Annotated in this window: 13 protein-coding genes; 4 read left to right on the top strand and 9 right to left on the bottom strand. The window is 62.2% G+C overall.

Annotated features, from left to right (window positions below; genetic code table 11):
* Positions 1–61: 61 nt before the first annotated feature.
* A complete protein-coding gene (locus tag ROS217_RS04605) occupies positions 62–1,108 on the bottom strand; it encodes a Glu/Leu/Phe/Val family dehydrogenase (protein ID WP_040651098.1) in 1,047 nt (348 codons plus the stop codon).
* 120 nt (positions 1,109–1,228) lie between these two features.
* Between ROS217_RS04605 and ROS217_RS04600 the strand changes: the two genes are divergently transcribed.
* Together ROS217_RS04600 and ROS217_RS04595 are read left to right on the top strand one after the other, a co-directional pair.
* Positions 1,229–1,684 (top strand): Lrp/AsnC family transcriptional regulator, encoded by a 456-nt coding sequence (locus ROS217_RS04600; RefSeq protein ID WP_009816509.1) that lies wholly within the window; start codon positions 1,229–1,231, stop codon positions 1,682–1,684.
* Positions 1,685–1,687: 3 nt separating this feature from the next.
* Positions 1,688–2,848, top strand: a complete 1,161-nt coding sequence (locus tag ROS217_RS04595) for a geranylgeranyl reductase family protein (protein ID WP_009816508.1) — start codon at positions 1,688–1,690, stop codon at positions 2,846–2,848.
* 39 nt (positions 2,849–2,887) lie between these two features.
* Here the strand turns inward: ROS217_RS04595 and ROS217_RS04590 are convergent, their stop codons facing one another.
* The 7 genes from ROS217_RS04590 to ROS217_RS04560 all read right to left on the bottom strand — a co-directional run bounded on the left by ROS217_RS04590 (position 2,888) and on the right by ROS217_RS04560 (position 10,724).
* A complete protein-coding gene (locus ROS217_RS04590; protein ID WP_009816507.1) occupies positions 2,888–4,033 on the bottom strand; it encodes an iron-containing alcohol dehydrogenase in 1,146 nt (381 codons plus the stop codon).
* A complete protein-coding gene (locus tag ROS217_RS04585; protein ID WP_009816506.1) occupies positions 4,030–5,433 on the bottom strand; it encodes an aldehyde dehydrogenase family protein in 1,404 nt (467 codons plus the stop codon). The genes ROS217_RS04590 and ROS217_RS04585 overlap by 4 nt, the downstream gene beginning before the upstream one ends.
* Before the next feature lie 52 nt (positions 5,434–5,485).
* Complete coding sequence (locus ROS217_RS04580; RefSeq protein WP_009816505.1) at positions 5,486–6,841, bottom strand: glutamine synthetase family protein; 1,356 nt, start codon at positions 6,839–6,841, stop codon at positions 5,486–5,488.
* A gap of 92 nt (positions 6,842–6,933) precedes the next feature.
* The gene (locus ROS217_RS04575; protein WP_009816504.1) at positions 6,934–7,968 is read right to left on the bottom strand and encodes a TRAP transporter substrate-binding protein; all 1,035 of its coding nucleotides are present in this window, start codon (positions 7,966–7,968) and stop codon (positions 6,934–6,936) included.
* A 53-nt stretch (positions 7,969–8,021) separates the two neighbouring features.
* On the bottom strand, positions 8,022–9,344 hold the full coding sequence (locus ROS217_RS04570; protein ID WP_009816503.1) for a TRAP transporter large permease: 1,323 nt from the start codon (positions 9,342–9,344) through the stop codon (positions 8,022–8,024).
* Complete coding sequence (locus ROS217_RS04565; protein WP_040650359.1) at positions 9,344–9,940, bottom strand: TRAP transporter small permease subunit; 597 nt, start codon at positions 9,938–9,940, stop codon at positions 9,344–9,346. The genes ROS217_RS04570 and ROS217_RS04565 overlap by 1 nt, the downstream gene beginning before the upstream one ends.
* On the bottom strand, positions 9,933–10,724 hold the full coding sequence (locus ROS217_RS04560) for an N-formylglutamate amidohydrolase (protein WP_009816501.1): 792 nt from the start codon (positions 10,722–10,724) through the stop codon (positions 9,933–9,935). Before ROS217_RS04560 ends, ROS217_RS04565 begins: the two co-directional genes overlap by 8 nt.
* Before the next feature lie 128 nt (positions 10,725–10,852).
* Between ROS217_RS04560 and ROS217_RS04555 the strand changes: the two genes are divergently transcribed.
* Positions 10,853–11,719, top strand: coding sequence for a MurR/RpiR family transcriptional regulator (locus ROS217_RS04555; protein ID WP_040651095.1), 867 nt, complete (start codon positions 10,853–10,855; stop codon positions 11,717–11,719).
* On the opposite strand, the gene bhcR is transcribed toward ROS217_RS04555, so the two are convergent.
* Positions 11,691–12,533, bottom strand: coding sequence for an HTH-type transcriptional regulator BhcR (bhcR, locus tag ROS217_RS04550; protein ID WP_009816499.1), 843 nt, complete (start codon positions 12,531–12,533; stop codon positions 11,691–11,693). The genes ROS217_RS04555 and bhcR overlap by 29 nt on opposite strands.
* Positions 12,534–12,747: 214 nt before the next feature.
* Between bhcR and bhcA the strand changes: the two genes are divergently transcribed.
* Positions 12,748–13,941, top strand: a complete 1,194-nt coding sequence (bhcA, locus tag ROS217_RS04545) for an L-aspartate--glyoxylate aminotransferase BhcA (RefSeq protein WP_040651093.1) — start codon at positions 12,748–12,750, stop codon at positions 13,939–13,941.
* Positions 13,942–13,950 lie beyond the last annotated feature (9 nt).

The raw sequence follows: 13,950 nt of genomic DNA, 5'->3' as shown, positions 1-13,950 counted from the left end.
GGTGTTTGGTGCAGTGTAGCAGGCCAAACACCCCAGCTCAATTGACCTCGGCGGAGCGGCGTCAGCCCGCCGCTTGCAGCAATTGCTCTTCGACCAGACGGTCGGCGAGGATTGCGGGGCTTATCCCTTCGCCCGCTGCGCGCGTCAGGATATGCGCCATGCGCGCCTGCATCGCGCCCAGCCGCTCTTCAACCCACGGGGCGCGGGGCGCGATCTGCAGGATTTCGGCGGCGACATTGATGATCCCGCCGCCATTGGCAACGTAATCGGGCAGGTAGAGGATGGCGCGCGCGCGCAGGCGGTCGGCATCCTCGGGCGTGGCCAGTTGGTTGTTGGCCGCGCCACAGACCATCTTGGCCTTGATTTCGGGGATACTGCGCGCATTGAGCACGCCGCCGATGGCACAGGGCGCAAAGATATCGGCGTCAACGGCATGGATGGCGCGCGGATCGACCACGGTTGCGCCAAACTCGCGCACCGTGCTGGCGGCATGCGCCGGGTTCATATCTGCGACGCTCAGGCGCGCGCCGGTCTCATGCAGCAAGAGACAAAGATGCCAGCCGACATGCCCCAATCCCTGCACCGCGACATGGCGCCCCCTCAGATCGTCCGTGCCCCAGAGCTGCGCAGCACCGGCGCGCATCGCGCCCAACACGCCGCGCGCGGTCACCGGAGAGGGATCACCGCTGGCATGCGCGCCCGTGTCCAGCCCGGCGACAGACCGCGTTTCGCGGGTGATCTCGGCCATATCCTCGGGCGACATGCCCATATCCTCGGCGGTCCAATAGCGACCGCGCAGCATGTTGATCGCACGGCCCATGGCCCGCAGCATTTGGGGCGTCTTGTCGCGCATCGGATCACCGATGATCACCGCCTTGCCACCGCCCAACGGAAGGCCGGCGGCGGCGTTCTTGTAGCTCATGCCCCGCGAGAGGTTCAGCACATCCTCAAGCGCGGCATCGTCACCGTCATAGACGCGCATGCGCAGGCCGCCCGCGGCCGGGCCAAGCCGGGTGGAATGCAGCGCGATAAACCCGCGCAAGCCGCTCTCGCGATCCTCGACGCGGTAAACTTCCTCATGGGTGGGACTGGCCAGACGTGTGAGCATGATGGACTCCTCCTTGACCGCAAGGATAAGAGCGGTCAGACGCGATAAAACGGCAAACATGGGTCACATGCGTGGAGATTTTGGGTGATATCCCCAAGAACAGGGAGTAGATTAGGTTAAATGGATCGTATCGACCGCCAGATCATCGCCGCCCTGCAACGCGACGGACGCCAAAAGCTCGCCGATCTGTCGGCGGTGGTGTGCCTCTCGCCTACGCCTCTGGCACGGCGTATCGCCCGGCTCGAATCCGATGGGGTCATCACCGGCTATGCCGCGCGGGTCAATCAAGAGAAGCTCGGCCTGCCGCTCAACGCCTTCATCTTTGTCGAGTTGGAGCATCACACCCGTGACGCGATCACAGCGTTTGAAACTCGGCTCAGGCGGTTTGACGAGGTGATGGAATGCTACCTGATGACCGGCACCCGCGACGTGCTCTTGCGGGTGGTGGCCGCCGACCTCTCAGACTTTGACCGATTTCTCGAGGAGGGGTTGATGCAGACCCCCGGCATCCGCTCCATGCGGTCAAGTTTTGCGCTGCGGACCATGATCCGCCGCGACGCGTTGCCCGAGGTCTGAGCCGTGCAGCGGTTCGACGTGATCGTGGTCGGGGCCGGGCCTGCTGGCGCATCCGCCGCTTATGCTGCGACGCGCGCGGGGCTGCGGGTGGCGCTGATCGACCGCAAGTCATTCCCGCGCGAGAAACTCTGCGGCGGGTTGATCACCGGGCGCGCGCGCAGGCACTACGCCGAGATTTTTGGACATGCGATGCCGTTCGAACCGCAGGACTGCAAGACCACGGTGGATTTCTGGTTTCGCGGGCGGCCCATGGGCCTGATCAAAGACGCCCCCGCCCTCTACACAACGATGCGTTGGGATATGGATGCGATGCTCTGCGGGCAGGCTCTCGGGGCAGGGGCGCAGGATTTCACCGGGCAGGCGGTGGCTGAGATCGACCACGACGCCCGGACCGTGATGCTCAAAGGCGGGGCTGTGCTGGACTACGGCGTGCTGATCGGCGCGGATGGCGTCCATTCCCAAGTGGCGCGCGCCCTCTTTGGCCAGCCATTCGATCGGCAGCGCATTGGCTTTGGGCTCGAGATTGAGGCGCGCGGCGCGCCAAGCGACCCCGCCGCGCCGATTCGAATAGATCTGGCGGCGGCGCAGTGGGGCTATGGCTGGGTCTTTCCCAAGCGCTGCTCGACCACAGTGGGGGTGGGCGGCCTCTTGTCAGAGAACCCGGATATGAAACGCGCCATGGCGGACTATTGCGCGGTGCTGGGGCTCGCGTCGGAGGAGGCGAGCGTCAAGGGTCAGTTCTTGCCGTTTGGCGATTTTCGTCCCATACCGGGGCAGGGTGCCGTGCTGCTTGTGGGCGATGCGGCGGGGCTGGTCGATCCGATCACCGGCGAAGGCATCGGCTATGCGATGCAGAGCGGGCAATTGGCGGCAAAGGCCGCGATTGCCGCGCTGGGCGCGGGGCGGCCCCAGACGGCACTCAGCCATTACCGCCGCGCGCTGCGCCCGGTTCACCGCGCCCTGCACATGGCGCGCCTGATCCGTCCGGTGATCTTTCTGCCCGCGCTAGAGCCGGGCTTTGCCCGTGCCTTTCAACGCTCCTCCACCCTGCGCCACGATTACCTGCGCCTGATGGCGGGAGAGGTGGAGTATGGGCAAATTCTGGCGCGTCTGGTGCTGCGCCTGCCCCGCCTCGGGATCATGGCTCTGCGCGCCCGCTTCTGACCGGGGGAGGAGGGATGGGGGACGCTGTCCCCCAAACCGTCAGAATGCCGCCTTAAAGAGCGCCGTCAGATTGGTCTCGGTCAGTGGCACCGGGTTGCCGCCACAGCTTGGATCGGTCAACGCACCCGCGACGAGGTCGGGAATCGCGGTCTCGGTCACGCCGAGATCGCGCAGGCCGCGCGGGATGCCGAGGCTGTCGTTGAAGTCCTGTACAAAAGCGCGGAACCCGGCATAGCCGCCTTTGAGGCCCAGATATCCCGTCGCCCGGTCGAACCGGTCGCGGATCACATCGGCGTTGAGATCGAGCACGGCAGGCATGCAGACCGCATTCGTGGTGCCGTGATGGGTGTTGAAATAGGCGCCGACCGGATGGCTCATGGCATGGATCGCGCCCAGACCCTTTTGAAACGCGGTGGCCCCCATGGCGGCGGCGCTCATCATCTGCGCGCGCGCCTCGATATCCGTGCCATCGGCATAGGCGCGCGGCAGGTAGTCGATCACAAGGCGCATGCCCTCCAGCGCGATGCCTTGGGACATCGGGTGGTAATGCGGGCTGGAGAATGCCTCGACGCAATGGGCAAAGGCGTCAAGCCCGGTGCCTGCGGTGATGAATTTCGGCATGCCGACGGTCAGTTCGGGATCGCAGATCACCACCGTGGGCAGCACCTTGGGGTGAAAGATGATCTTCTTGGCATGGGTCACGGAATTGGTGATCACCGAGGCGCGCCCGACTTCTGATCCGGTCCCGGCGGTGGTGGGCACGGCGATGATGGGCGCAATGGCATCGGCATTCGCGCGTGTCCACCAATCGCCGATATCCTCATAGTCCCAGATGGGCCGCGTTTGCCCGGCCATAAACGCCACCATCTTGCCCAGATCGAGGCCAGAGCCACCTCCAAAGGCGATCACCCCGTCATGCCCGCCCGCCTGATAAGCAGCGACACCGGCGGCAAGGTTGATCTCATTGGGGTTGGGATCGACCTCGGAAAACATCGCGCGGCCAAGGCCAGCGGCATCGAGGATATCGAGCGCGCCCGCCGTGACCGGCAGCCCCGCCAGCCCCTTGTCGGTGACCAGAAGCGGGCGCGTGATCCCGGCCTGCGCACAGGCAGCGGGCAGTTCAGCAATCCGGCCAGCGCCGAATTTGATCGCGGTCGGATAGGACCAGTTGGCAGTCAGGGTCATTGCGTCACCTTCTTGAGATGGTAGGATTTGGGGCGTGTGAGGTTGTGATAGCCGATCACCGACAGGCCGCCGCCGCGCCCGGTGTTCTTGCAGCCGGTCCAGCAGAGGCCGGGATCAAGATAATCGGCGCGGTTGAGAAACACCGTGCCGGTTTCGACGCGGTCGCCCACCGCCTGTGCGCGGGCGACATCGGCCGTCCAGAGGCTCGCGGTCAGGCCAAATTCGCTGTCGTTCATCAGCGCGATGGCCTCGTCATCCGAGGAAACCGGCATGATGCCCACCACGGGGCCAAAGCTCTCGTCGCGCATGACGCGCATCTTGTGGGTCACTTTGGTCAGGATCTGCGGCGTGAGGTAAGCTGCGCCATCGTCGCCGGGCATGGTCGCGATATGCGCCTTGGCTCCCATCTCCAGCGCCTCGGCCACCTGTGCACGCACCTCTGAGGCAAAGCGCACATTGGCCATCGGCCCGATCGTGGTCTCAGCCTCCAGCGGATTGCCCAGTTTATAGGACTTTACCAGAGCCACGGATTTCTCGACAAAGGCATCGAACAGGCTCTGATGCACATAAATCCGCTCGATCCCGCAGCAGCATTGCCCCGAGTTGAACATCGCCCCGTCGATCAGCGTCTCAACGGCGGCATCCAGATCAGCATCCTCCATCACATAACCGGGGTCTTTACCCCCCAGTTCCAGCCCGAGCCCGGTAAAGGTGCCCGCCGCCGCGCGTTCCATCGCGCGCCCGCCGCCGACAGAGCCGGTAAAGTTGATGAAATTGAACGCTCCCCCCGCAATCAGCGCCGATGTGGTGTCATGGTCCAGAAACACGTTTTGAAACACATCCTCGGGCACGCCCGCCGCATGAAACGCCTGTGCCATGCGCTCGCCCACCAGAAGGGTTTGGGTCGCATGTTTCAGCACCACGGTATTGCCCGCGATGAGCGCGGGCGCCACGGTGTTGATCGCGGTCATATAGGGGTAATTCCACGGGGCCACGACAAAGACCACGCCATGCGGCACCCGCCGGATATAGCGCAGGAACGTGGCATCCTCGCCCACCGCGATATCCGCCAGCGCGCCTTGGGCAATCGCCGCCATATGGCTTGCACGCTCGTTGAAACCGCGGAACTCGCCGCCATAGCGCACCGGGCGGCCCATCATATGCGCCAGTTCCGGCACGATCTCATCGTTCATCGCGCCCACGGCGGCGACACCGGCCATCACCAACTCTATCCGCTCCTGCAAAGGCCGCGCCGCCCAAGCCGCCTGTGCCGCACGCGCCCGGCCCGCTGCCGCTTGCGCAGCTTCCAGCGTCAGCACCGGACGCTCGGCATAGACCGACCCGTCGATGGGAGAGATACATTTCACTGTCTGCATGATCGCATCCTTGATCACGGGCATGACGCCCGTCCTTTCATCGTTCCACAAATACTCAAATCCGACCGTGCGGCGCTCAGGCCCGCTCGAATCCGCGCGCCACCTCGTAATCCGTGACCACGCGGTCGAAATCCTCGATCTCGACCTCGGCGGCGCGGGCGTAATGGTCTATGACCGCATCGCCGAATGTGTCGCGCAGGAATTGAGACTGCTTGAGCGTGAGATAGGCATCGCGCAGCGTTTCCGGGATGCGCCCTGTCTCGCCGCTATAGGCATCGCCCGTAGCGGGCGGGGCCAATTCCAGCTTGTCTTCGATCCCCTTGATCCCCGCCGCCAGCATCGCGGCCATGGCGAGATAGGGGTTGAGGTCCGATCCCCCGACGCGGCATTCCACGCGCACCGCCTTGGACCCCGCACCGCAGAGGCGAAAGCCTGCGGTGCGATTGTCGACCGACCACAGGATACGGGTGGGGGCAAACGTGCCCTTCTGGAACCGCTTGTAGCTGTTGATATAGGGGGCGAGGAAATAGGTGTAATCAGGCGCGTATTTCAGCAATCCGGCCATGTAATGCTTCATCATCTGGGACATGCCCAGCTTGTCCGCAGGGTCAAAGAATTCCGGTTTGCCATCCTGCCACAGCGATTGATGCACATGGCTCGATGAGCCGACGCGCCGATGATCCCATTTCGGCAGAAAGCTCGCGGCATGGCCCTGTTGCCACGCAATCTCCTTGATCGCGTGCTTGGCAATGGTGTGGTAATCGGCGGTATCGAGCGCCGGGGCATATTTGATGTTGAGCTCTTCTTGCCCCGCCTCCGCCTCGCCCTTGGTGTTCTCGATCGGCAGACCGGCAGCAAAGAGGTGATTGCGGATGGGCCGCATCACATGCTCTTCCTTGGTGGTCTGGAAGATATTGTAATCCTCGTTATAGCCCGAGAGCGGCGTCAGCGCGCGATAGCCGGATTTGCGGATTTCATCATAGCTTTTCTCGAACAGGAAAAACTCCAGTTCCGTTGCCATCATCGCGTCAAAACCCATGGCATCCAGCCGCGCCAATTGCCCCTTGAGCATGGCGCGGGGGCTGTGCGGCACCTGCTCATGCGTGTGGTGATCCAACACATCGCAGAGCACCATCACCGTCCCCTCGAGCCAGGGGATCGGGCGCAATGTGCTCAGGTCCGGCTTCATCACATAGTCGCCATAGCCGCGCTCCCAGCTTGTGGCGGCAAAGCCCTCGGGCGTGGTCATTTCCAGATCGGTGGCCAGCAGGTAGTTGCAGCAATGCGTCTCTTCCCAGGCGCTGTTGACGAAGTGCGCGGCGTGAAAGCGTTTGCCCATCAGGCGGCCCTGCATGTCCACAAGGCACACGAGCACGGTATCCACCTTGCCCGCCGCGACCTCTGCCTTGAGGGTTTCGAATGTCAGCCCCATGATGTGCTCCGTCTTTCCGTATCTGAACGTCTTTAAAGGTTTCGGGTTGTGGGTAAAGCGCCCCCCGGCGCGACACCGGGGGGCAGTTGGACTCAGGTGTAGCGATAGGGTCGTCCGGCCTTGGCCATGTCTGCGTTGTACTTCTTGAAGATCTCGACAACCTTGGCCTTGGTCGGGCTTTCGGCGGCGATTTCGTCCCAGAACACCAGAGCGGCATCCTCGACCTGCTGCCATTCGGCATCGGGAATTGTCGTCAGCTTCATCTTGGTGCCATCGACCCGCAGCGAGGCCTCGCCGCCCCAATACCACCACTGGCGATAGTAATGCGACTGGTCACAGCACACCCGGAACAGGGTTTGCAGATCCTCGGGCAACTCGTTCCAGCGGTCCATATTGGCAAAGAACGACCCGGCCCAAGCGCCCGAGATGTTGTTGGTCAGGAAATAATCGGTCACATCCGCCCAGCCCACCGTATAATCCTCGGTGATGCCCGACCATGCGATGCCATCAAGTTCGCCGGTCTGCACCGCGACCTCGATATCCTCCCACGGCAGGGTGACAGGCACGACACCGAACTGCGTCAGGAACCGGCCCGCCGTCGGGAAGGTAAAGACCCGCTTGCCCTCCAGATCCTTGAGGCTGTTGATCGGCTCCTTGGTGGCGAAATGGCAGGGGTCCCATGCGCCCGCGCTGATATGCTTGACGCCGACCTTGGAATATTCCTCGTCCCAGATCTCGTTCAGGCCGTATTGGTTGAAAAGGACAGGTACATCGAGGCTGTAACGGCTGGCAAAGGGGAAATAGCCGCCAAAGACGGTCACTTCGGTGGGGCTTGCCATGCTGTCATCATCCGACTGCACCGCATCAATCGTGCCGCGCTGCATGGCGCGGAACAACTCGCCCGTTGGCACCAGCTGATCGGCAAAGAACAGTTCGATCTGCATGCGGTCGCCGGCGATCTTGTTGAACATGTCGATGGCGGGTTTCACCACATGCTCGGCCAGCGCGGCCCCGGCATAGGTCTGCATCCGCCAGGTGATGGTCGATTGCGCGAGCGCCGGGGTGGCCAGCGGCGCGGCCAGCGCGCCTGCCCCGGCAGAGGTCAGAAACTTGCGTCTAGAGGTCATCGTCTTCTCTCCTTGTTGTGAAATCCGGCCCCTGTCCGGGGCTCTTCTCGGGGTTATTTTCCGTAAACATACTCTGGCAGCCAGAGGGCGATTTGCGGGAACACCATCACCAGAACCAGCGCCAGCACCATCACACCGACAAAGGGCACAATCGAGCGATAGATGTCGCGCAGGCTGATTTCCGGTGGGGCCATGGCCCGCATGAGAAAGAGGTTATAGCCAAAGGGCGGCGTCATATAGGCAATTTGCGTGGTGATCGTATAAAGCACGCCATACCAGATCAGATCGAACCCAAGCGCGCCCACCAGCGGCACATAAAGCGGCGCCACAATGACGAGCATCGCGGTGTCATCCAGAAATGTGCCCATCAGGATGAACGAGAGTTGCATCAGGATCAGGATCATCCACGGGCTGAGATTCAGTTGCTCGGTAAAGAGATATTCAATCGCCTTGACCGCACCCAACCCGTCGAAGACCGCGCCAAAGCCCAAGGCGGCCAGAATGATCCACATGAACATGCACGAAATCGCCAGTGTGTTGCGCACCGAGGTCTCGAACACCTCCCGTGTCATCCGCCGCTTGAGCACCGCCGCCACAAAGGCTGCCATTGCCCCAATCGCCGAGCTTTCCACAAGGCTCGTCCAACCTTTGACAAAGGGAAACATCATCGCGGCAAAGATCACCAGCGGCAGCAGCCCCGCGCGCAAGAGGCGCAGCTTTTCCGCCAGTGGCACGTTGCGCTCGTCCTCGGGCAGCACCGGGCCAAGCTCGGGCTGAATCCGACAGCGCACATAGATGTAGATCACGAACATCGTGGCCATCATCAGCCCCGGCAGCACGCCCGCCAGCCACAATTGCCCCACGGGTTGCCGCGCGATCATCGCATAGAGCACCAGCACCACCGAAGGCGGCACAAGGATGCCGAGGGACGAGCCCGCCTGAATGACCCCCGTCACCATGATCTTGTCATAGCCGCGCCGCAACAGTTCCGGCAGGGCGATGGTGGCCCCAATCGCCATGCCCGCCACCGACAGGCCGTTCATCGCGGAAATCAGCACCATGAGGCCAATCGTGCCAATCGCCAATCCGCCGCGCACCGGCCCCATCCAGACATGGAACATCTTGTAGAGATCATCGGCGATCTTGGATTCCGACAGCACATAGCCCATGAAAATGAACATCGGCAGCGTCAGCAGCGGATACCATTTCATCAGCTTCATGGCGCTGGCAAAGGGCACATCCACCCCGCCCACGCCCCAGAGCAGCATCGCCGCCGCCGCGCCGACAAATCCGATAGCCCCGAAGACCCTCTGCCCGGTCAGGAGCATCAGCATCATCGAGGAAAACATCAGGATGGCGATCATTTCATAGGGCATCAGAGCGCCTCGCCTTTGATCCGAAGGATGTCACGGCAAAGTTCTGCCAGTGCCTGCAACAGCATCAAGAAAACGCCCAGACAGAGCACGGCCTTGATCGGCCAGATAAATGGTCGCCACGCGGTCGAGGAGCGCTCCATAAAACCAAACATCTCGCCCGCCGCCGTTGGCCCTTGGGTCACCAGGGTCTTGACCACCTTCCAGAACCACGAAAACGGCTCTGTCCCGAAATACCCCAGCGAATAGGCGGTAGAGCCCACCGCGCCATAGAGCAGCACACCGAGATAAAACAGCAGGAAGAACACGGTAAACGCATCAACCCAGGCCTTGGTGCGATCCGTCCAGGCACCGTAAAACAGGTCCATCCGCACATTGCTGCCCAGTTGGATCGAATAGGGCCCGCCCAGCACGTAATAGGCCACCATCACGAATTGCGCCGTCTCCAGCGTCCAGAGCGAGGGATCAAAGAATGTCTTGGAGATCGAGGACCACAGGAGCACCCCGATCAACACGAAAATCAGATACATGGCGACCCGCCCGATAAAGCGGTTCATCGCGTCGATGGCACGGATATAGCTCAGCACGGCTCTAGGCATGCGCCCCCCCTTTGACGGTCTCGCCAAGAACGTTCAGCGCCGGACGCAGCAGGGTCAGCAGCTCATCCGTCATCCGCGCCTCAGCCGCCGCATCGCGCAAGAGATCATTGCGGATCTCGATCATCACATTGGGCAGGTTATGCGCCAGACCATGCAGCTTGAGCGAATGGGTCACACCATCCTCGGGGCCGTAAGGATCATTGCGGCGGATCACCCGATGGGGCAGGCGGTGCGCCTCGGCCAGCATCGCATCCGCCAGCCCTGTGTCACTGTCATGCAGAATACCGATCTCGCAGCCGCGCGGGGTGCCGAACCAGACAGGGGTAAAGCTGTGGATGGTGATCAGCGCCGTCACCAGCCCCGCCGCCTTGCGAGCGGCAATCACCTGACTGACAGCGGTGCAAAACGGCGCATAGACCTCTGCAACCCGTTGGGCGCGGGCCGCTGCATCAAGGTTGCGATTGCCCGGCACCTCGATCACCTCGGAGCGGTCGGGCATGGCGCTCTCTGCCTCGGGCGGGCGGTTGCAGTCATAGACAAGGCGCGACACCTTGGCCGCCACCATCGGCGCATTCAGCGCCTTGGCCAAGGCCAGCGCCACAGCCCGCGCACCGGGGTCCCAGGCCGCATGGCTCTGCCGCGCCTCGGCACTCAGTCCAAGGCCGTGATACTGCGCCGGGATGACATTCGACGCATGTTCGCACAGGATCAACGCCGGGCCAGTGGCCTGCCCGCCGATCACCTCGACCACGTCAGAATCATCCTCTTGCAAATCGCGTGTCATGCGCCCCCCTGCGGCGTTTGTAAAAATGTTTCCACATGAAGAAATTTGTGTCAATATATTTCCAGCGGGTATCACCGGATTGCGATCCGGCCTGCCTGTTTCGACGGCACCAGTTTAGGATCAGCGATGTGACCAAGCCCCCGCCAACCGTGCGCGACTTGATCCGCGCGCATTACAGCGCTCTCACCCAATCCGAACGCAAGTTCGCGCAGGCGCTGCTCGACAGCTACCCGGCGGCGGGTCTGGCCTCGATCACCATCGTCGCGGCGAATGCCGGGGTCTCTACGCCCACCATCGCCCGCATGGTGCAGAAACTGGGATTCAAGGGCTATCCGCAATTCCATCAGGCCCTGTTGAAAGAGTTGGAGGCCAAGGTTTCCGGCCCGACGCAGCGCCGCGCCAACTGGGCCTCAGAGGCCCCCGCCACCCATTCGCTCAACCGCTTTGCGCAGGCGGTGACACAGAATATCGAACAGACCTTCGCCAATATCGACAGCGCCCGCTTTGACGAGGCCGCGCGCCTCTTGGCCGATACCGACGGACGACTCTATCTGGTCGGTGGGCGGATCACCCGCGCACTGGCCGACTATGCCTTCACCCATTTTCAGGCGGTGCGCGGACGGGTCACGCATATGACCTCGTCCTCCGCCACTTGGCCGCATTACGTGCTGGATATGGTCGAGGGCGACACGCTTCTGATGTTCGACATCCGGCGTTATGAAACCAGCCTGATGCGTCTGGCCGAGATTGCCACGGCGCGCGGTGTCCGCGTCGTGCTGATCACCGATCAGTGGATGAGCCCCATCTCGGATCTGGCCACCCATACATTCAACTGCTGGGTCGAAATCCCCTCGGCTTGGGATTCCAACATCTCGACCATGATGCTCTTGGAGGCGCTGATCGCAGCGGTGCAAGAAGAACGCTGGCCCGCCACCCGCGAGCGCTATGAACAGCTTGACGCCTTGTTCAACGCGACCCGTTTGTTTCAGAAATAACCACACCCTTGCCCGCGATCAGGTGGGTGATCTGCGTCGCCGCCTGCGCCACCGCCGCACCGAACTCTGCGATCTGGGCATCGCCAAACCGGCTGCTGGGGCCAGAGATCGACACACCGGCGCAGGGCTCTCCGCGGTCATTGAAAATCGCGGCACCGATGCAGGACATCCCGTCATACCGCTCATTGCGGTCAAACGACCAACCACGGCGGCGGGTTTCGGCCAGATCATCAAAGAGGGCGCGCGGCGTGATCAATGTCTCTTCGGTAAACCCCTTGAGGCCCGCCCCCTTGAGCAGCGCCATCAGCCGATCCTCAGGCAGCGATGCCAGAATCGCCTTGCCGGTGCCAGAGGCATGCATCGGGGTGCGTGATCCGGGTGGAAAGAAGGCGCGGATCGGATTCTGCGTCTCGACCTGACCGATAAACACCACCTCGGCCCCGTCCGGCACCGCCAGATTGGCGGTCTCGCCGGTCTGCTCCATCAACCGCCGCATCACCGGGCGGCCCGCATCGGCCAGATTGGTCCGCTTGAGATAGGCCACCCCGGTGCGATAGGCCTCGATCCCGATGGTCCAATCCTGCCGCTCTTCGTCGAACCGCACGAAATCGCGTTTCTGCAAGGTGGTCAGAATGCGGTGCGTCGTGGCGGTGGGAATCCCAAGGCTCAGCGACAGATCCGTCAGGTTCACCCCCTCTTGCCGCGCCACGGCGGTCAGCACCGAGAGCGCCCGATCCAGCGCCTGCATTGTCCCGGCGCTGCTATCGGCGAATTGCGATTTCGGGCGGCCGCGCGCGCGCTTGGTCTGGGTCATGGCGGTGATTCCCTTGGTGGCTGTCGTGGTGGGCGATTGTATGCAGAATAAAAAATATTTTCATGTTATTCTTTTAATTCGTTATGAAAAAATAAAAATCAAACAATATCATATGTTTGATTATTTTATTAATATAATGAAAATACCTTTCAAGAAAATTGCAAAGGCGGACTTCCTGCGTCATAGTATGCTCATCTCAGAGGAGGATGGCGCAATGTCAGATCAGAACCCGGTTTTCATTCCCGGCCCCACGAACATTCCCGACCGGTTGCGTCGCGCCATGCAGGTGCAGACGCAGGACCACCGCTCGCCCGCTTTCGTCAACACGCTCAACCCGGTGCTCAAGGGCTGCAAGACCGTCTTCAGCACCACCAAGGGCGAGATCATCACCTTTCCCGCCTCCGGCACCGGCGGCTGGGAGGCGGCGATCACCAACACGCTCAGCCCCGGCGACAAGGTTCTTGTGGCGCGGTACGGCATGTTCAGCCACCGCTGGATCGACATGTGCCAACGCCACGGCCTCGACGTGCAGATCATCGAATGCCCTTGGGGCAGCGGCGCGCCCGCTGACCGTTTCCAAGAGGCGCTGACCGCCGACAAGGGCCACAGCATCAAGGCCGTTCTTGTCACGCATAACGAGACCGCGACCGGCGTCCGCTCGGACATCGCCGCTGTCCGGGGTGCGATGAACTCTGCAAAGCATCCGGCACTTCTCATGGTCGATTGCGTCAGCTCCTTGGGCTCTATGCCCTTCGAGATGGATGACTGGGGCGTCGATATCGCGGTCTCCGGCTCGCAAAAGGGCTTCATGCTCAACACCGGCATGGCAATCCTCGCCGTCAGCCCCAAGGCGCTGGCGATGATGGAAACCGCCAAATTGCCGCGCACCTTCTTTGATTTCCGTGATATGATGGGTGCCAATGCCAAAGGTGGGTTCCCGTATACCCCGCCCTTGCAATTGATCTACGGCATGGCCGAGAGCCTCAACATGCTGTTCGAAGAAGGGCTTGAGAATGTCTATGCCCGTCACGCCCGGATCGCAGAGGGCGTGCGCCGCGCGGTTGACGCCTGGGGCTTGAAACTGGTGGCGCAGACGCCAGATCTCTACTCGGACACCGTCAGTGCGGTCTTTGTGCCCGAGGGCTTTGACAGCAACCGCCTAACAGAGCGTGTCTTTGGAACCTACGGCATGAGCTTTGGCGTGGGTCTGGGCGAGATGAACGGCCGCGCCTTCCGCATCGGCCATCTCGGGAGCCTGACCGAGTCGATGATGCTCTCGGGTCTGGCGACGCTCGAAATGGCGATGGTGGATTTGAATTACCCGGTTAAACTGGGGTCTGGTGTGATCGCGGCGCAGGAATACTACCGCTCGACCGCCAAACCCGTTCTGGCCGAAAAAGCCGCGTGAAAGGAAGAG

The organism is Roseovarius sp. 217, assembly GCF_000152845.1.
Classification (GTDB): domain Bacteria; phylum Pseudomonadota; class Alphaproteobacteria; order Rhodobacterales; family Rhodobacteraceae; genus Roseovarius.
This window is presented reverse-complemented; position numbering and strand designations above follow the sequence as displayed.